This is a genomic window from Cellulomonas sp. P1_C4 (genome assembly GCF_056406355.1).
In genome coordinates this window covers 12,301-29,175 of the sequence record NZ_JBFUAI010000009.1, presented here as the reverse complement: position 1 = coordinate 29,175, position 16,875 = coordinate 12,301, and the positions used below count along the sequence as shown (strand labels likewise).

Sequence of the window (16,875 nt, the reverse complement as noted above, 5' to 3'; positions counted from 1 at the left end):
GCGCCAGCCGCTCCTACTCGTCGTCGGACTCCGGCGCCTGAGGCGCGTGCCGGTCGAGGAACGCGTACACCTCTCGCGCGTCCACCCCCGGGTACGCCCCCGTGGGCAGCGCCGTGAACACCTGCTGGTGGATCCGGGCGCTCGGCCACGACGCGTCCTGCCAGCGGGCGGACGCACTCGCCGGCGGGCGTCGGCAGCACGCTTCGTCGGGGCAGGTCGAGCGGTGCCGGACCGTGGTGTCCCGCCCCCGGAACCACGACGCGGACGCGAAGGGCACCCCGACCGCGAGCGCCAGCTGCCCCGTCGTGCCGGAGCCGGTCTGCGTGGAGCACCAGAACGTTCCGGCGGGGGTGTCGGTGTACTGGTAGGACTCCGAGGTGCGGTCCTGCCGGGTCAGCGCGCGGCGCACGCCCCAGCTCCGGCAGACGAGCTGGCCCTCGATCGCGCCCGTCACGTCGGTGGGCAGGGGCAGCCCGTCGTTCGCGTACGCGCGGTAGATCGAGCCGTCGCCGCCGATCCGCACGAAGTGCACGGGGATGCCCAGGTGGTGGGTCGCGAGGCTGGTGAAGCGCTGGGCCGCCGCCTCGTGCGTGACGCCGAACGCGTCGCGCAGGTCCTCGATCGCGAGGTCCTTCTCCTTCTTGTGCTGCTGGAGGTGCTCGACCGCGGCCGTCTCGGGCATGAGGCAGCAGGACGCGAAGTAGGTGGTCTCCATGCGCTGGCGCAGGAAGTCGTCGTACGACGTCGGGCGCTCGTGCCCGAGCACGCGGTGCGCGATGGCCTGCAGTGCGAGCGAGCGCAGGCCGTGCCCGCCCGGGGTCGACGCCGGCGGCAGGTAGACGCGCCCGTTCGCCAGGTCGGTGACGGTCCGGGTGGAGGTGGGCAGGTCGTCGACGTGGATGATCGCGAACCCGAGCTGCTCGGCCATCCGGGACACCGCCCGGTGCGTGAGGGCCCCGCCCGTGTACCCGGCCTTGCGCGCCATGGACTCCGCGAGCCGCTCGATGTCGGGCAGGTAGTTGTCGCGCTGCTGGCGCTCGAGGCGGATCTGCGTGTTCGCGCGGCGCGCCTCCTCCGGCGTCGCGACGGCCTCGAGGTCGCGCCGGGCGAGCTCGGCGTGCAGGCCGACCAGGTGCTCGAGCACCGGGAGGGGCAGGGCACGACCCGGGCGGACGGTCGGCAGCGAGAGCCGCTCGAACCCCGCCGACCGCTGTGCGCGGTCGAGCGCGATCTCGAGGGCGGCGCGCCGCGACGGCGGCTCGGCGTCGAGCAGGTCGGCGACGGTCACGTCGAGGGCGGTCGCGAGGCTGCGCAGGAGCGTGAGCCGGGGCTCGCGGCGACCGTTCTCGAAGAGCGACAGGAGGCTCGGCGTGACGCCGACCTGACGACCGAGGTCGTCGAGGGTCAGTCCGCGCGCCTTGCGCAGGTGCCGCAGCCGACGCCCGAGCGTCAGCGCGTCGGGTGCGCCGGCTCCACCGCGCACGCCCGCGTCGTCCACGTCACTGCCCTGTGCGGTCACATCGTGACTCTATGTCAAAAAGTGCCGAACTTGACATGGAAATTGCCCGGGAAGCGCGTGCGACTTGACGACACGATGGGATCTATCGAGAGCACGGGCCGGCCACGGCCCCCCAGGAGGAGATCGACGATGACCACGCTGGCCGAACCGCCCGCCGCTGTGAAGGACGCCGCGACGACCCGCACCATCTCGCTCCCCGACGTCACCGCCGCCGCCGTGCTGGGCGACGTGCACGCATGGGTCGACGCCGTCGCCGAGCTCACCGAGCCCGACGCAGTCGTGTGGTGCGACGGCTCGGACGACGAGCGGCGCGCGCTCCTGGCGCAGATGGAGCGCACGGGCACGCTGCTGGCACTCGACCCGACCCTGCGCCCCGGCAGCTACCTCGCCCGGTCCGACCCCGACGACGTCGCGCGGGTCGAGTCGCGCACGTTCATCTGCTCGGGCGACGAGTCCGACGCCGGTCCGACCAACAACTGGCGCGAGCCCTCGGCGATGCGTGCGGAGCTCGACGCGGTGTTCGCGGGCAGCATGCGCGGCCGCACCATGTACGTGGTGCCCTTCTCGATGGGACCGGTCGGCGGACCCCTGTCCCACGCGGGCGTGCAGGTCACCGACTCCCCGTACGCCGTTGTAAGCATGCACGTGATGACCCGCGTGGGCCGCCCAGTGCTCGACCTCATCGAGGCCGGCGCGCCGTTCGTGCCCGCGGTCCACTCGGTCGGCGCTCCCCTGGCCGACGGGCAGGACGACGTGCCGTGGCCGTGCAACCCGACGAAGTACATCTCCCACTTCCCCGAGACGCGCGAGATCTGGTCGTACGGCTCGGGCTACGGCGGCAACGCCCTGCTCGGCAAGAAGTGCTTCGCGCTGCGGATCGCCTCAGTGATGGGTCGCGACGAGGGCTGGCTCGCCGAGCACATGCTGCTGGTCCGGCTGACGTCGCCCCGGGGCCGTCGCTACCACGTCGCGGCGGCGTTCCCCTCGGCGTGCGGCAAGACGAACCTCGCGATGCTGCGCCCCACGCTGCCCGGCTGGCGCGTCGAGACGATCGGCGACGACATCGCGTGGCTGCGCCGCGGCCCCGACGGGTCGCTGCGAGCCATCAACCCCGAGGCCGGGTTCTTCGGCGTCGCGCCCGGCACCGGGCCGGACACCAACCCCGCCGCGATCGAGACGCTCGCCCGAGACACGATCTTCACCAACGTCGCGCTCACGCCCGACGGCGACGTCTGGTGGGAGGGCCTCACCGACGACGCCCCGCCCCACCTGGTCGACTGGACCGGGCAGGACTGGACGCCCTTCTCCGGTCGCCCCGCCGCGCACCCGAACTCGCGGTTCACGGTCGCGGCGGCGCAGTGCCCGACGATCGCCGACGGGTGGGACGACCCCGAGGGCGTGCCGCTCGACGCGATCGTGTTCGGCGGGCGCCGGGCCACCAACGTGCCGCTCGTGGCCCAGGCGGACAGCTGGGAGCACGGCGTCTTCATGGGGGCGACGATCTCGTCGGAGCGCACCGCCGCGGCCGAGGGCCTGGTGGGCGAGCTGCGCCGGGACCCGTTCGCGATGATGCCGTTCTGCGGCTACGACATGGCCGACCACTGGGCGCACTGGCTGCGCGTCGGCGCCACGCTCGACCCGGCCCGTCGGCCGCTCGTCTTCCAGGTGAACTGGTTCCGCAAGGACGACGACGGCGCGTTCCTGTGGCCCGGGTTCGGCGAGAACTCTCGCGTGCTCGCGTGGATGGTCGACCAGGTGGACCGCCGGCGCGGGCTGCGCACCGACGTCGGCGCCGTGCACAGCCCGGTGGGCCTGCTGCCCGCGCCCGGCGCGCTGGACACCCACGGTCTCGACCTCGACGCGGACACCCTCACGCGGCTGTTCCAGGTCGACCCCGACTCGTGGCAGCTCGAGGCCGACCTCACCGAGGAGTTCTTCGCGACGTTCGGCGACCGCGTGCCGCCCGCGCTGCGCGACCGGCTCGCCCGCCTGCGCGCCGCGCTGGTGCGGGACCGCTGACCGACGGCGGCGCGCCGGGGTCAGTAGCCGGCGCGCCGCGGGTCGTGACCGTCAGTAGCCGGCGCGCTGCGGGTCGTGAGCGTCAGTAGCCGGCGCGCTGCGCGTCGTCGGTGCCGACGAACCGCGCGGCCAGCGCCTCCGAGCCCCGCGCGAGCAGGGCGACGTCGGCACCGACGAGCACGAAGGTCGCACCCGCCGCCAGGTAGGTGTCCGCGACGGCGGGGTCGAACGCGTTGACGCCCACCGGGACGCCGGCACCGCGGACCGCCTCGAACGCCCGCAGCACCGCCGCCGTGACCTCGGGGTGCGTCTGCTGGCCGAGCACACCCATCGACGCGGCCAGGTCGGACGGCCCGACGAAGACGCCGTCGACGCCGTCGACCGCGGCGATCTGCGCGGCGGCGTCCACGCCCGCGAGCGACTCGACCTGCACGAACACGGAGACGTGCTCGTCGGCGTGCGCCAGGTAGCCGTCGATGCGGTTCCAGCGTGCCGACCGCGCGAGCGCCGAGCCCACGCCGCGCCGGCCGCGCGGCGGGTACCGCACCGCCTCCACGGCGGCGCGGGCCTCGTCGGCCGAGGACACCATCGGCACCAGCAGGTTCTGCGCGCCCAGGTCGAGCACCTGCTTGATCGTGACCGCGTCGTTGCTGGGCACGCGGACCACCGGCGCGGTCGGGTACGCGGCGACGGCCTGCAGCTGCGCGAGCACCGACCCGAGCCCGTTCGGGCCGTGCTCCATGTCGATGAGCAGCCAGTCCAGGCCCGCGTCCGCGCAGATCTCGGCGACCAGCGGGCTGCCCGAGCACACCCACATCCCGGCCAGCGGTCGGGTCGCCGCCGCCAGGTCGTCGCGGAACGTCGCTCTCAGAGGAAGCGGCACGAGATCGTCCCCATCGGTCCGTAGTCGCACAGCACGCTGTCGCCACGGGACACCCAGACCGGGCGCGTGAACGACCCCGCGAGGATGATCTCGCCCGCCCCGAGGCTCGCCCCGTGCTGGTGCAGCTTGTTCGCCAGCCACGCCACGCCGGTGGCCGGGTGGTTGAGCACGCCCGCGGCGACGCCCGTCTCCTCGATGGTCTCGTTGCGGTACAGCAACGCGGAGACCCAGCGCAGGTCGACCTGGTCGGGGGCCATCGGCCGGCCGCCCAGCACCATGCCGCCGTACGCGGCGTTGTCCGCGATGGTGTCGACGATCGTGCGGCCCTCCAGCTCGATGTGCGAGTTGAGGATCTCGAGCGCGGGCGTCACGTACTCCGTCGCCCTCAGCACGTCGAACACCGTGCAGCGGGGACCCTCGAGCGGCGCCGACAGGACGAAGGCGAGCTCGACCTCGATGCGCACGTTGGAGAAGGCGTCGAACGGGATGGTCGAGCCGTTCTCCCAGACCGTGTCGTCGAACATCACGCCGTAGTCGGGCTCGGTGATGCCGGTCGCCTGCTGCATGGCGCGCGACGTGAGCCCGATCTTGCGCCCGACCAGGCGCCGGCCGGCCGCGAGGTTCTTGTCGCGCCACACGCCCTGGATCGCGTACGAGTCCTCGACCGTCGCGTCGGGATACCGGGCCGTGATCCGCGGGACGAGGCCGCGCGAGCGCTCCGCCTCGGCGAGCTCGTCGGCGATCGCGCTGATCGTCTCGGCCGTCAGCATCGTGGCTCCTTCGTCATCACAGGGCCGGCAGACCGAGCGTCTCGTCGGGGTGCTCGTGCCGGAGGAACGCCGTGAGGGTGCCCGTCCGGTGGCGCCGGACCGCCTGCTCGATCTCCGAGAGGGCAGCACCGCGCTCGATGAGCTCGAGGATGCCCTCGTGCTCGTGCACCGACTCCCGCGCACGGCCCGGCACGAACGCGAAGATCGAGTCGCGCATGTGCCCGAGCCGGACCCACTCGGCGTCGACCATCTCGAGCAGCCGCGGGTTGGCGCAGCGCGAGTACAGGATGTGGTGGAACTCCTGGTTGAGGGCGGAGAACGCCCGCGGGTCGAAGCGGTCGAGGGACGCGGTCATGACGTCGTTCACGGCGCGGGCCCGGCGCAGGTCGTCCACCGTGAGGTTGCGGGCGGCCAGCGCGGTGGCGGCGCTCTCGACGATGCTGATGGCCTGCATCGCGAAGCGGTACTGGGTGTCGTCGATCATCGACACGCGCGCGCCGACGTTGCGCTCGAACGTGACCAGACCCTCGGCCTCGAGCTGGCGCACGGCCTCGCGGACCGGCACCACGCTCATGTCGAGCTCGTTGGCGATGGTCCCGAGCACCAGTCGGTAGCCCGGCGTGAAGTCCTGCTGCGCGATGCGTTCCTTGATCCAGAGGTACGCCGCCTGGGACTTGCTCAGGCCGGTCGCCACCTTCACCGCGTCGCCCGCCACGCGTCGTACCTCGCTCTCCACTGCGCGTTCATCGGGAACAGCCCCTGCACCGGGTTGCCCGCCGCCACCTGCTCGGCGACCCACACGTCCTCGTCCTCCTGGGCCAGCGCGGCGTCGACGACCTCCTCGGCGAGGCCGGGCGGCAGCACGATGACCCCGTCCGCGTCACCGACCACGATGTCGCCCGGCTGGATCGTCGTGCCGCCGCACGCGACGGTGACGTCGGCCTCCCACGGGACGTGCTTGCGGCCGAGCACGGCGGGGTGGTTCCCGGCCGACCAGACCGGGATGCCGACCGCCGCGACGGCGTCGGCGTCGCGCACCGCCCCGTCCGTGACGATCCCGGCGGCGCCGCGCGCGTGGGCCCGCAGCGCCAGCACGTCGCCGAGCGTCGCGGATCCGGTCTCGCCGCGCGCCTCGATGACGAGCACCTCGCCGGCCGCGACGGTGTCGAACGCGCGCTTCTGCGCGTTGTAGCCGCCCCCGTGCCGCTCGAACAGGTCCTCGCGGTTGGGCACGAACCGCAGGGTCCGGGCCGTGCCGACGAGCTTCGCGCCCGGGTGCATCGGCCGGACGCCGTCGACCGTGACGTTGTTCAGCCCGCGCTTGCGCAGCTGCGCCGACAGGCCCGCGACCGGGGCCCTGAGCAGCTTGTCCCGCAGGGCCGCCGAGAGCGCGGGTCCGAGGCCGGCCGCCTCGGGCGACCCCCACGCCTCGGCGCGCTGGTGGTCGTCGACGGACGGGAGCGACCCGAGCGCGCCGTCGTAGGCGACGTCGCCCTGCGTCACCGTGGTGACGAGGCGCCCGGTGGTCGGTCCCCCGGCGACGTCGACCTCGATCTCGACGACGTCACCCGGGACCACGACGCTCGACCCGGCGGGGGTGCCGGTGAGGATCACGTCGCCCACCTCGAGCGTCAGGTGCTGCGAGAGGTCGGCCACGATCTGCACGAGCGGGAAGAGCAGGCCGGCCGTGGTGTCGTCCTGCGCGAGCCGGCCGTTCACCCACGCCCGGACGCGCAGTGCCCCGGGGTCGACCGCTCGCGCGTCGAGGAGCGCGGGGCCGATCGGCGTGAAGCCGTCGCCGCCCTTGGAGCGCAGGTTGGAGCCCTTGTCGTTGGCCCGCAGGTCGTAGAGGCCGAGGTCGTTGGCCGCCGTCACCCAGCCGACGTGGCTCCACGCCGCCTCCGACGGGACCCGGCGCGCGGTCGTGCCGATGACGAGCGCGATCTCGCCCTCGAAGGCGAGGAGCTCGGTGCCCGCGGGGCGCTCGACGACTCCCCCGGAGCCGGCGACGGAGCTCGACGGCTTGAGGAAGTACGACGGGTGCGCGGGCCGCCGGCCGCGCTGGTCCGCGCGCGAGGCGTAGCTCAGGTGGACGGCGATGATCTTTCCCGGGCGGGACGGGAGCGCGCCGAACCCCTCGCGTGCACTGTCGTCCGGCGCGTCGCCGAGCTGGGTGGCCGTCGTCATCGACTCCCTCTCCGTCGGTGTGCGCGATCATATACGATCGCGAAAACTCGGGCAACCACGTGAGCCGACGACCCGGTATCGCCCCGGTATCAGCGCGTTGACCCCGGTATCAGGCAGGCGGACACTCCGAGAATGAGGGTCCGGCTCCTGGGTCCGACACAGGTCGAGGGCGATGGCGCGCTCGGGCGCCGCGACCGCGTGGTCCTGGCGGCGCTCCTGGTCCACGCCGGGGAGCCGATGACGGTCGATCAGCTCGCCGTGGCCCTGTGGGGGGACTCCGTCCCCCCGTCGTCGTCGAAGGTCGTGCAGGGCGTCGTGATGCGGCTGCGTCGCGCGCTGGGCCCGGAACGGATCAGCACGACGAGCGGCGGGTACGTGCTCGCGCCCGACGGTCTCGACGTCGACGTCGCCGATTTCGAGCGGCTGGCCGGCCGGGCACGGGAGCTCCTGGCGGTCGGCGACGCCAACCGGGCGGTGGCGGTCTACGGCCAGGCCCTGGCGTGCTGGTCCGGGCCGGCCCTCGCCGACCTGCTCGACTGGGACGACGGTCGCGCCGAGGCGGCGCGGCTCGAGGAGATGCGCGAGTCCGTCGAGGAGGAGCTCGTCGAGGCCCTGCTGGCCTGCGGCCGGACCGGGGAGGCCGTCGCCGACGGTCGGCGGCTGGTGAGCCGGACGCGGACCCGCGAGCACCGGTGGGCCCTCTACGCGCTCGCGCTCTACCGCAGCGGTCGTCAGCGCGAGGCCCTCGACGTGCTGCGCCGTGCCCGGGCGGTGCTCCGCGAGGAGGTGGGGCTCGATCCGGGGGCCGAGATGGTCGACCTCGAGCGCGCGATCCTCGCGCAGGACCCTGCGCTCGCAGGCGGGGACGAGGCGGCGGTCCGCCCCTCCGACGTGTGCCCGTACCCCGGGCTCCGGTCGTTCGACGCCGACCAGGCCGATCTGTTCGCCGGCCGGGAGCAGGAGATCGCCGACTGCCTGGCGCGGCTGGACACGTCCCGGTTCCTGGTCGTGGTGGGCGCCTCGGGGTCCGGCAAGTCGTCGCTGGTCCGCGCCGGGCTCGTCCCTGCGCTGCGCCGCCGCGAACAGCCGGTCGTCGTGCTCACCCCCGKGGCGACGCCGGTCGCCACCCTCGCCGCGGCGGTCGCGACCGGTGACACACCGGTGATCGTCGTCGACCAGCTGGAAGAGGTGTTCGCGCCGACCGTCCAGGCCGACGTGTCCGGGTTCCTCGGCGGCCTCACGGCGCTCGTCGACGATGGGCGGACGGTCGTCGCGACGGTGCGCGCCGACCACCTCGCGTCGATGTCCGGCAACGCCGACCTTGCGCGCCACGTCGAGCGTGGCGTCCTGCTGCTCGGCCCGCTCTCGGAGGCGGCGCTGCGGCGCGCGGTCGAGGAGCCGGCTCGCCGCAGCGGGCTCCTGCTGGAACCCGGACTGGTCGACCTGCTCGTGCGCGACGTGCTGGGCGAGCCCGGCGCCCTGCCGCTGCTCGGCCACGCCCTGGCCGAGACCTGGGCACGGCGGGAGGGCACGGTGCTGACGGTCGCGGGGTACGCGGCGAGCGGAGGCATCAAGGGCGCGGTCGCCCAGTCGGCCGAGCGTCTCTACGTCTCGCTGCCCGCAGCGGACCGCGACTCGTTGCGCGCGGTCGTGCACCGGCTCGTCGCGACGGCTCCCGGCGGCGACCCCGTCGTCGTCCGGGTACCGATCCGCGTCTTCGAGCAGACCGACGACGCACCACGGCTGCTCGACCTCCTCGTGCGGTCGAGGCTCGTGACCACCGACGCGGACACCGCGACGCTTGCGCACGAGAGCCTGGTGCGGGCCTGGCCGCGGCTGCGTTCCTGGCTGGACGAGGACGTCGACGGGCAGCGCACGCTCACGCACCTGCAGGTCACCGCGGACGCCTGGGATCGCGCCGGGCGCCCGCTCGAGGACCTCTACCGCGAGGCCCGACTGCAGACCGCGCTCGAGTGGCGAGCCCGAGCCCACCCGGTGCTCTCGGCGAGCGAGAGCGCGTTCCTCGACGCGTCGGCCGAGCACGAGCAGGACGAGCACCGCGAGCAGGCGCGGCGGCTACAGGCACGGACCCGGTCCAACCGACAGCTGCTCGGAGCGCTCGTCGCGGTCGTGCTGCTCCTCGCGGTCTCCCTGTTCGGTGGGTCGATCGCCGTCGGGAACGGCCGGCGGGCCGCCGCCTCGGCCCGGGCGGCGGAGGCGGCCGMCRCGGACGCCCGCRGCGACCGGCTCTCGTCGGCGAGCCAGTCGGAGCCGCGGATCGACCTGGCGCTGCTGCTCGCCCGCCAGGCCGTCGAGATGACTCCGCGTCCCTCGCTGCAGGGCAACCTCCTCGACGTGCTGGCCCGGCGCGACGTCGTCAGCTCCGGGAGCGCCGGCGTCTTCATCCCGATGCGGTTCGACGACTCGGCGGTGAGCGCCGACGGGTCCCGCGTCATGCTGGACGCCATGCCGACCGACCCGAAGGGCGACACCGGCCCGTACCTCGTCGACGCCCGCACGGGAGCGATCATCACCAGCATGGGTATCGGGCCGCCCGGCGTGGACTGGTGGCACGTGCCGTGGGTCTCGGGATTCGTCGACGGGGGGCGGACGGTCGTCGTCATGCGCGACACCGCGGACGGTGCGGCACGCGAGCTCGTCCGGCTCGACGCGACGAGCGGGGCGGTGACCGGGCCTCCCGAGCCGGTGCCCGGTTCCGTCACGGGTGACTTCTTCGCCCAGGAACGGCTGTCGATCAGCCCGGACGGCCAGACCCTCGTCTCGATGGCCGACCGCACGCTGCGGGTGTGGACGAACGACGGGGGCGCGTGGCTCGGCCCGCGGCTGCTCCCCCTGCCCCAGCTCCCGGCGTCCCGCTCGGACCAAGAGGCGCCCGACAGCATCCGGTTCAGCGCCGACGGCCGCCGGGTCGCCCTGGTGATGGAGTACCTGGGGCGAGCGGACGCCAACCCGCCGCAGCTCGCGCTCGCCGTCGACCTGGCGACCGGCGCCTGGTCGGGGCCGTACCTCGCCGCCGGGGACGTCGCGCTCTCCCCGGACGGAGCGACCCTCGCGGTCGCGTCCCAGCTCGGGACCGTGACGCTCCACGACCTCGTCGGCGGCGCCTCGACGGTCCTGCCCGGCTCGTCCGTTCCGACGGCCGTGGCGTACTCGACGGACGGCGGTCGGCTCGCGATCGGGTACCGGGACGGCACCGTGGAGGTCTACGACGCCGCGGACCTGCGCCTGGTGCTGCGCGCTCCGGCGACGAGCGTCATGGTGCGGCTCGTGGCCCTGCCGGCCGACGGCGACACCGTCGTCGCGGTCGACGAGGAGTCCCGGACCACGACCTACTCGCTGGACGGTGCGAGCAGCATCATCACCACCGAGCCGACCGAACCCATCGATCAGGTGTCCGCGGGGCCGCCCGGCACGGTCGTGGCCGCCGGGTTCTACGACGGCAAGGTCGCCGTGTTCGACCAGGGCAGCCTGCACAAGGTGCGCGACCTGTGGCTCGGGCCGTACCCCGAGCCGGACGGCACGTACAACCCGCCCCTGCACCGACGGGTCACCGCGCTCGCGGTCACGCCCGACGGCGCCTCCGTCGTCGCCGCCGACCGCACGGGGCACCTGAGGATGTGGTCGGTCGCGGACGGGAGCCTGCTGTGGTCGCGCGACGACGTGCACGCGTCCTGGCTGGCGGTCTCGCCGGACGGCCGGTACGTCGCGACCTCGGAGTTCACCGAGGACCTGTCCGACGCGCCGGTGCCGGAGGGGGCGCACCCCGACGGGGGCCCCATCACGGACACCGTGCGGGTGTGGGCCCTCGCCGACACCACGGAGCCGGTGTTCACCGACTCGCTCGCCGACATCGCCGACCCGGATTGGGGCCTGCCGAAGCCGCGCGCCCTCGCCTTCTCGCCCGACTCGTCGAAGCTCGCTGCGTCCTGGTTCGGCGGCCCGTCCACGCTGATCGTCTACGCCGTGCCCACGGGCAAGCGGATCGTCACGGACACCGTCGGACCCGACGACCCGATCGACGCCGCGCTGACCTTCACGCCCGACAACGAGCGCCTGCTCCTGTGGAAGTCCACCGGCGAGATCGTCGCGCGGGACCTAGAAACAGGCACGACCACCCGCGTCGCGAGCGGGGGCCTGACGGAGTACTCGACCCTCCGGTACAGCGCGGACGGACGCCTCCTCCTGGGTCTGAACGGCTACACCGAGGTCGCGCTCTCGATCTGGGACGCGACGACGTTCGCCCCGATCGGGACCACCCGGGACATCCCGGCGACCGACGGCGACGCCTCCCTCGCGCCGACGCCCGACGGCTACGTGTTCGTCGGCACCGGGAACGGCGTCGAGCGTCTCGACCTGGACGTCCAGCACTGGAAGGACGCCGCGTGCGCGCTCGCCGGGCGGCCCCTGACCAAGCAGGAGTGGGGCGCCTACCTGCCGGGGACGCCGTACCGCCCGGCCTGCGCCTGACCCGATACCGCGGCGATACCGCGGTGATAGGCCCTCCGTGACCGGGCCGACGGACGGTGGCGGTGCAGCTCCCAGCCGGGGAGCCCGTCCCTGGAGGTCATCGTGATCACCGCCGCACCTACCGTCACGCCGTCGCCCCGTTCCGGGTTCTCGCGCGGCACGCTCGTCCTCGCACTCGTCGTCGTGGCCCTGGCCGCGGTGACGGTCGCGCTCGTGTCCGGGTGGCTGCGCCCGCTCGGACTCGGCTCGCCGGCGCAGGTTCCGGCGCCGATGCCCGTGCAGGCACCACCCGCCTACCGGTCCGGAGGCTCCGTCTACGACCAGCAGGTCCCCGGGGTCGGATGGTCCGACACGTTCGGCCCGGGCAGTGTCCTCTACGAGGAGCAGGTGCCCAGCGCGGCCCGGCCCGAGGCGAGCGCCGAGCAGCCCCGGTGGTACGCCTCGTTCCCCGTGGATGGTTCGAACGGCTGACGCGCACGTGCCGGCACGGACCGGCTGCCGCTCAGCGCAGGGCGTCGATCGCCGCCATCTGCTCGGGCGTCAGCTCGAAGCCGAGCACGTCCAGGTTGCTCGCGATCCGCTCCTGGGTGGTCGACTTCGGGATGACCACCACGTCGTGCTGGAGGTGCCAGCGCAGCACCACCTGCGCGGGCGTGACGTCGTGGGCGAGGGCCGCCTCCACGAGCGCGTCCGAGCCCAGGTCGGTGCGCTTGAGCKGGCTGTAGCCCTCCACGATGACGCCGCGCTCACGGTGGGCCGCCAGCAGGTCGGGGTCGTGGTCGCGCGGGCTGTACGGGATCTGGTTCACGGCCGGCGCCTCGCCGGTGGCCTCGATGAGTTCGTCGATCTGGGCGATCGAGTAGTTGGAGACGCCGATCGAGCGGACGAGGCCCTCGTCGCGCGCCTCGCGGAACACCTGCCATGTCTCGGGCGAGGCCGTGCGGCCCGGCGGCCAGTGGATGAGCCAGAGGTCCAGGTGGTCGGTGCCCAGCGCCGCGAGCGACTCGGTGAGCGTCCGCCGGGCCCGGCCGGCGTGCTCCGGGGGCAGCTTGGTGGTGACGAAGACGTCGTCGCGGTCGATGCCGACCGTGGCGAGGGCACGGCCGACCTCCGCCTCGTTGCCGTAGCCGGTGGCGGTGTCGATGTGCCGGTAGCCCAGCTGCAGCGCGGCGCTCACCGCGCGTTCGGCCGCGCCGCCCTCCGACTGCCAGGTGCCGAGGCCGACGACGGGGATCCGCCCGCCGGGCAGGCTCAGGGTGGGGATCGGTGCCGAGATCATCGCGCCAGTCTCACCCGCCGCGCCCGATGGCGCCTGCCGGGTCGGGTGTCGGTTCCGCCGCTCGTATCACCAGGCCCGGCACGAGGTCATAAAACCAGGGGGTACCCCTGATCCGGCGCTCGCCCCGATCACGGGACTCTGAACTGAGGCAAGGTGGCGGCGAGCGCCACGTTGATCCACGAAGGCGCCGAGAGCGGATGCGACGTCCTCCGCACAGCCGACCACTCCCGGGCGTAGCCACGGCCACGCCCGATGTCGACGAGCACATCACCCCACGGACGAAAAGACCGTGCCATGACCAGCGCGACCGTGCACCGCCGTGCACACCTCGAGACCGTCATCGAGTTCGAGCTCGACCCGGACCCGGTGCCCACCCCACCCCACGACCTCGGCGAACGGGCGCTGCACGTGCGACGCCTGCTCGCCATCACCGGAACTGCTATCGGCCTCGCCGTCGCCGGCGCGTTCGGCGCGGGCATCGCGGCCTCGTCCGCGCCACCCCCACCCGCCACCGAGACCGCGGCCGCCCCGCCGGAGCCCGTCCACGCGTCGTGCAGCGCCGTCGGCACCGCGTTTCCACGACCCGGCGAGCCGCACATGCGGTGCACGGCCGGCCCGTCGGTGGAGGTCGCCGAGCGCGCCGCCGAGGCGGCCATCGCTCGGGCGCGGGCTCAGACCCACGGCCCAGGCGCCGGCACCACCCGCCGGTGGGACCCCACCCACGTGGGCATGGGGTCGCCCTAGCTGGGGCAGCACCGGCTAGACGAACGCAGCCGCGTCCGCGCGGGCGCGGGAGTCGAGGATCGCCGGAGCGTTCGCCTCCGACCAGGAGCGCAGGGGCCGGACCGCGTCGAGCAACGACGTCCCGAGCGGGGTCAGGCGGTACTCGACGCGCGGGGGCACCTCCGCGAAGACCTGTCGGGCGACCAGCCCGTCCCGCTCGAGGGCACGCAGCGTCTCCGTGAGCACCTTCGGCGTGATGTCCGTGAGCAGCCCACGCAGCTCGGTGAACCGGAGGACCGAGCGGTCGAGCGAGAGCAGGATGCGCACGGTCCACTTCTCCCCCACGCGGGCGAGCACCATCCGGCTCGGGCAGGCCACGTCGAGCACGTCGTAGGGCACGGTATCCACGGGGTGACCGACTTCCGTTGAAGAGACTGGTATCGAATCCATACTATCGGCGACGACCCAGTTCAGACGCACACTCGGGAGTCTCCCCATGAACGTCCTTCTCACCGGCGCGACCGGTTACATCGGCTCGAACGTCCTGACCGCACTGGTCGCCGCCGGGCACCAGGTCCTCGCCGTGACGCGCAGCGAGGCGTCCGCCGACCAGGCCCGCGCGGCGGGCGCGACGGCGGTCGTCGGCGACCTGACCGACACGCCGTGGCTCGTCGGACAGCTGCGCACGGTCGACGCCGCGATCCACACCGCCGCGACCGGGGACGCGGACAACCCCGCGTTCGACGACGCCGTCATCGATGCCGTGATCGAGGCGTTCTCGGGGACCGACAAGCCGTACCTCCACACGAGCGGCGTCTGGGTCTGGGGCGCCGGCCAGGTGCACGCGGACGGACCGCTGCGTCCCCCGGCGCTCGTGGCGTGGCGGGTCGAGCGCGAGGAGCGACTGCTCGCAGCCGACGTCCACGCGACCATCGTGGCGCCGGCGGTGGTCTACGGGCAGGGCCGTGGCCTGGTGCCCGGGGTGTTCGGGGTGGACTCTCGCACGTCGGACGGCGCGCTCCGGCTCGTCGGGTCCGGCGAGCAGCGCTGGTCGGTGGTGCACGTCGAGGACCTGGCCGACGCCTACGTCGCGGCGCTGGTCGGCGGCCCCCGAGGTCGACGGGTGCTGGCCGCCTCCGACGAGAACCCGACGGTCCGGGAGATCGCTCAGGCCGTCGCCGGCCCGGACGGGCGCGTCGTGCCCGAGCCCGCCGACCAGACACGTGCCCGGCTCGGCGCCAACTTCGCGGACGCGTTGCTGCTGGACCAGTCGGCCCCCGCACGGTCCTCGTGGGGGTGGGTGCCGAGCCGGCCCGGTCTGGTGGACGAGCTGTCGCGCTGAACGCTCGCGTCCCGTCCTGCGTGCGGAGGGCGAAGGCCCGGACCACCAGGTCCGGGCCTTCGTGGTTCGACGCTTACCAGCGCTCCATGACGATCGAGCCGATCACGGAGTTGAGCTCATCGACGTCCTCCTGGGACGTGTCGGGTCGGAACGAGGCATCGATGAGGAGCGGGTTCCTGTCGACATCGACCTGGAAGACGATGTCCGTCTGCCCGGCGACGTGGTTGTCGTTCGGCCGATCGCCGACGTCGAAACCCGGCCACGCCACGTATGTGCCGGCATCGCAGGCCGTGATGTCGAGATCCGCGGGCACCGTCAGCTCGGAGCGCAGCGCGACCGTGCCTGTGTCGTCCGTCGGATCCGCAATCACCACCGACCGCGGTTCCGAGGCCTCGCGCCCGTGCTGCGCCGACAACCCCAGCTCGGGGTAGCTTGCCAGCGAGATGGCCGCGTCCTGCGGATGCCCGTGATCTTCGAGGTCGAGCGGACTCAGTGTCGTGCTCCGCCGACACGGATCGGGGTAGACGCCCGCCGTCGTCCAGAAGCTCAGGGCCACCTCGTTCGGCTCGCCGAGGTTCTTCCCGATGTAGATGTCGCCGACCTCCCAACCCGCAGGGACGGTGTACTCGATCCACCGGTAGTCCGAGGGCACACGATGGCCGTCCCCCGCACCCCCGTGCGGGTTCAGATAGCGGTGCGTGGTGCCGTCGGCCACCGGCTCGGCTTGCGGACCGTCGAACGGCCGAACGACGAACAGCTCGCCGCTGCCCGTCGGCGGGGGCGCCACAGTGGGCTGCGCCGTCGCGAGAGTCGCGGTCGGGACGGCGTCGTCATGCTCGTCTGGCGCAGCGCACGCCGACCCGGCCGCTCCGACCATCAGGATCCCGAACAGCGTCACCGACCGGCGCCGGTGGCGCTCGACTTGGCGGATCGCTGACCTCGAGAGGTCCATAGGCGCAGTCTTTTCCTCCGAGTCGCGCTGGTCAACGGAATGACCGCGGGGCTCGGCGGCACACGGCAGCTCGCCGTCTCGGGCGAGCGACGATAATCCCCGTGTGCAGGCGCCGTATGTCGACCAGGCCGACTGGGCGCGCACCGTCCTGACCATCAGCATCGGTGCGTTCGTCCTGGGCGAGCTGGTGCAGGTGCTGCGCGTGCGGCGCGACGCGACCCGCAGCAACCTGGGCGCGGAGGCGCTGTTCCGGGCGATGTTCTTCGGCGCCGTCCTGCTCCTCCCCGTGGGGCGCATCGTGGCACCGGACGCGCTGATCGGCGGCGGCGCCTGGTCCTTCTCCCTCGGCGTGCTCATCGGATGGCTGGGCCTTCTGCTCCGCTGGTGGTCCTTCGTCACCTTGGGCAGGTACTTCACGGTCGTCCTGGCGACGAGCGCCGACCAACCGGTCATCGAGCGTGGCCCCTATCGGGTACTGCGACACCCGAGCTACACGGGTCTGCTGCTCGCCTTCACCGGCTGCGGCCTGATGCTGGGGAACTGGGTCAGCACCGCGGGTTCGGTGGCGCTGCTGGTGATCGCCCTCGTGTATCGCATCCGGATCGAGGAGCTCGCACTCACCACCGCGCTCGGGGACAGGTACCGCATCTTTGCCGCCGGCCGCGCTCGGCTCGTCCCGTTCGTCTGGTAGGACTCGTATGAGGGCCACCGTT

Annotated in this window: 14 protein-coding genes; 6 read left to right on the top strand and 8 right to left on the bottom strand. The window is 73.4% G+C overall.

The annotated features are described in order from the left end of the window. Positions 1-13: 13 nt before the first annotated feature. Positions 14-1,519 (bottom strand): helix-turn-helix domain-containing protein, encoded by a 1,506-nt coding sequence (locus AC1DYZ_RS08670; RefSeq protein WP_477064801.1) that lies wholly within the window; start codon positions 1,517-1,519, stop codon positions 14-16. A 129-nt stretch (positions 1,520-1,648) separates the two neighbouring features. Here AC1DYZ_RS08670 and AC1DYZ_RS08665 point away from each other — a divergent pair, with 129 nt between their 5' ends. Continuing rightward, the gene (locus AC1DYZ_RS08665) at positions 1,649-3,538 is read left to right on the top strand and encodes a phosphoenolpyruvate carboxykinase (GTP) (protein ID WP_477064800.1); all 1,890 of its coding nucleotides are present in this window, start codon (positions 1,649-1,651) and stop codon (positions 3,536-3,538) included. 82 nt (positions 3,539-3,620) lie between these two features. On the opposite strand, the gene AC1DYZ_RS08660 is transcribed toward AC1DYZ_RS08665, so the two are convergent. From AC1DYZ_RS08660 to AC1DYZ_RS08645, 4 genes are read right to left on the bottom strand one after another with little or no spacing between them, the layout of a single operon-like run. Beyond that, positions 3,621-4,421 carry an HpcH/HpaI aldolase family protein gene (locus AC1DYZ_RS08660; RefSeq protein ID WP_477064799.1) on the bottom strand — a complete coding sequence of 267 codons (801 nt, stop codon included), beginning with the start codon at positions 4,419-4,421 and terminating at the stop codon, positions 3,621-3,623. Next, positions 4,406-5,191, bottom strand: coding sequence for a 2-oxo-hept-4-ene-1,7-dioate hydratase (hpaH, locus tag AC1DYZ_RS08655; RefSeq protein WP_477064798.1), 786 nt, complete (start codon positions 5,189-5,191; stop codon positions 4,406-4,408). The genes AC1DYZ_RS08660 and hpaH overlap by 16 nt, the downstream gene beginning before the upstream one ends. A 16-nt stretch (positions 5,192-5,207) precedes the next feature. Beyond that, entirely contained in the window at positions 5,208-5,906 is a 699-nt protein-coding gene (locus AC1DYZ_RS08650) for a GntR family transcriptional regulator (RefSeq protein ID WP_477064797.1), read from the bottom strand. Further along, positions 5,888-7,378, bottom strand: a complete 1,491-nt coding sequence (locus tag AC1DYZ_RS08645) for a fumarylacetoacetate hydrolase family protein (protein ID WP_477064796.1) — start codon at positions 7,376-7,378, stop codon at positions 5,888-5,890. The genes AC1DYZ_RS08650 and AC1DYZ_RS08645 overlap by 19 nt, the downstream gene beginning before the upstream one ends. 132 nt (positions 7,379-7,510) lie before the next feature. On the opposite strand from AC1DYZ_RS08645, the gene AC1DYZ_RS08640 reads away from it, so the two are divergent. Further along, the gene (locus AC1DYZ_RS08640) at positions 7,511-11,866 is read left to right on the top strand and encodes an nSTAND1 domain-containing NTPase (protein ID WP_477064795.1); all 4,356 of its coding nucleotides are present in this window, start codon (positions 7,511-7,513) and stop codon (positions 11,864-11,866) included. 102 nt (positions 11,867-11,968) lie between these two features. Next, entirely contained in the window at positions 11,969-12,337 is a 369-nt protein-coding gene (locus AC1DYZ_RS08635; RefSeq protein ID WP_477064794.1) for a hypothetical protein, read from the top strand. 31 nt (positions 12,338-12,368) lie between these two features. Here the strand turns inward: AC1DYZ_RS08635 and AC1DYZ_RS08630 are convergent, their stop codons facing one another. Continuing rightward, positions 12,369-13,145, bottom strand: a complete 777-nt coding sequence (locus AC1DYZ_RS08630; protein WP_477064793.1) for an aldo/keto reductase — start codon at positions 13,143-13,145, stop codon at positions 12,369-12,371. A gap of 294 nt (positions 13,146-13,439) precedes the next feature. On the opposite strand from AC1DYZ_RS08630, the gene AC1DYZ_RS08625 reads away from it, so the two are divergent. Further along, positions 13,440-13,889 (top strand): hypothetical protein, encoded by a 450-nt coding sequence (locus AC1DYZ_RS08625; RefSeq protein WP_477064792.1) that lies wholly within the window; start codon positions 13,440-13,442, stop codon positions 13,887-13,889. A 15-nt stretch (positions 13,890-13,904) separates the two neighbouring features. Here AC1DYZ_RS08625 and AC1DYZ_RS08620 read toward each other — a convergent pair whose 3' ends face one another. Further along, complete coding sequence (locus AC1DYZ_RS08620; protein WP_477064791.1) at positions 13,905-14,276, bottom strand: winged helix-turn-helix transcriptional regulator; 372 nt, start codon at positions 14,274-14,276, stop codon at positions 13,905-13,907. Between the two features lie 88 nt (positions 14,277-14,364). Here AC1DYZ_RS08620 and AC1DYZ_RS08615 point away from each other — a divergent pair, with 88 nt between their 5' ends. Continuing rightward, positions 14,365-15,210 carry an NAD-dependent epimerase/dehydratase family protein gene (locus AC1DYZ_RS08615; protein WP_477064790.1) on the top strand — a complete coding sequence of 282 codons (846 nt, stop codon included), beginning with the start codon at positions 14,365-14,367 and terminating at the stop codon, positions 15,208-15,210. Positions 15,211-15,283: 73 nt separating this feature from the next. Here AC1DYZ_RS08615 and AC1DYZ_RS08610 read toward each other — a convergent pair whose 3' ends face one another. Beyond that, on the bottom strand, positions 15,284-16,390 hold the full coding sequence (locus AC1DYZ_RS08610) for a hypothetical protein (protein WP_477064789.1): 1,107 nt from the start codon (positions 16,388-16,390) through the stop codon (positions 15,284-15,286). Here AC1DYZ_RS08610 and AC1DYZ_RS08605 point away from each other — a divergent pair. Then, a complete protein-coding gene (locus AC1DYZ_RS08605) occupies positions 16,365-16,853 on the top strand; it encodes a methyltransferase family protein (RefSeq protein ID WP_477064788.1) in 489 nt (162 codons plus the stop codon). The two genes, AC1DYZ_RS08610 and AC1DYZ_RS08605, sit on opposite strands and share 26 nt — an antisense overlap. Positions 16,854-16,875: the final 22 nt, after the last annotated feature.

Coding starts and splice junctions, on each gene's coding strand:
- AC1DYZ_RS08665 (WP_477064800.1), top strand. CDS start 1,649: ATGACCACGCTGGCCGAACCGCCCGCCGCTGTGAAGGACGCCGCGACG.
- hpaH (WP_477064798.1), bottom strand. CDS start 5,191: ATGCTGACGGCCGAGACGATCAGCGCGATCGCCGACGAGCTCGCCGAG.
- AC1DYZ_RS08645 (WP_477064796.1), bottom strand. CDS start 7,378: ATGACGACGGCCACCCAGCTCGGCGACGCGCCGGACGACAGTGCACGC.
- AC1DYZ_RS08625 (WP_477064792.1), top strand. CDS start 13,440: ATGACCAGCGCGACCGTGCACCGCCGTGCACACCTCGAGACCGTCATC.
- AC1DYZ_RS08615 (WP_477064790.1), top strand. CDS start 14,365: ATGAACGTCCTTCTCACCGGCGCGACCGGTTACATCGGCTCGAACGTC.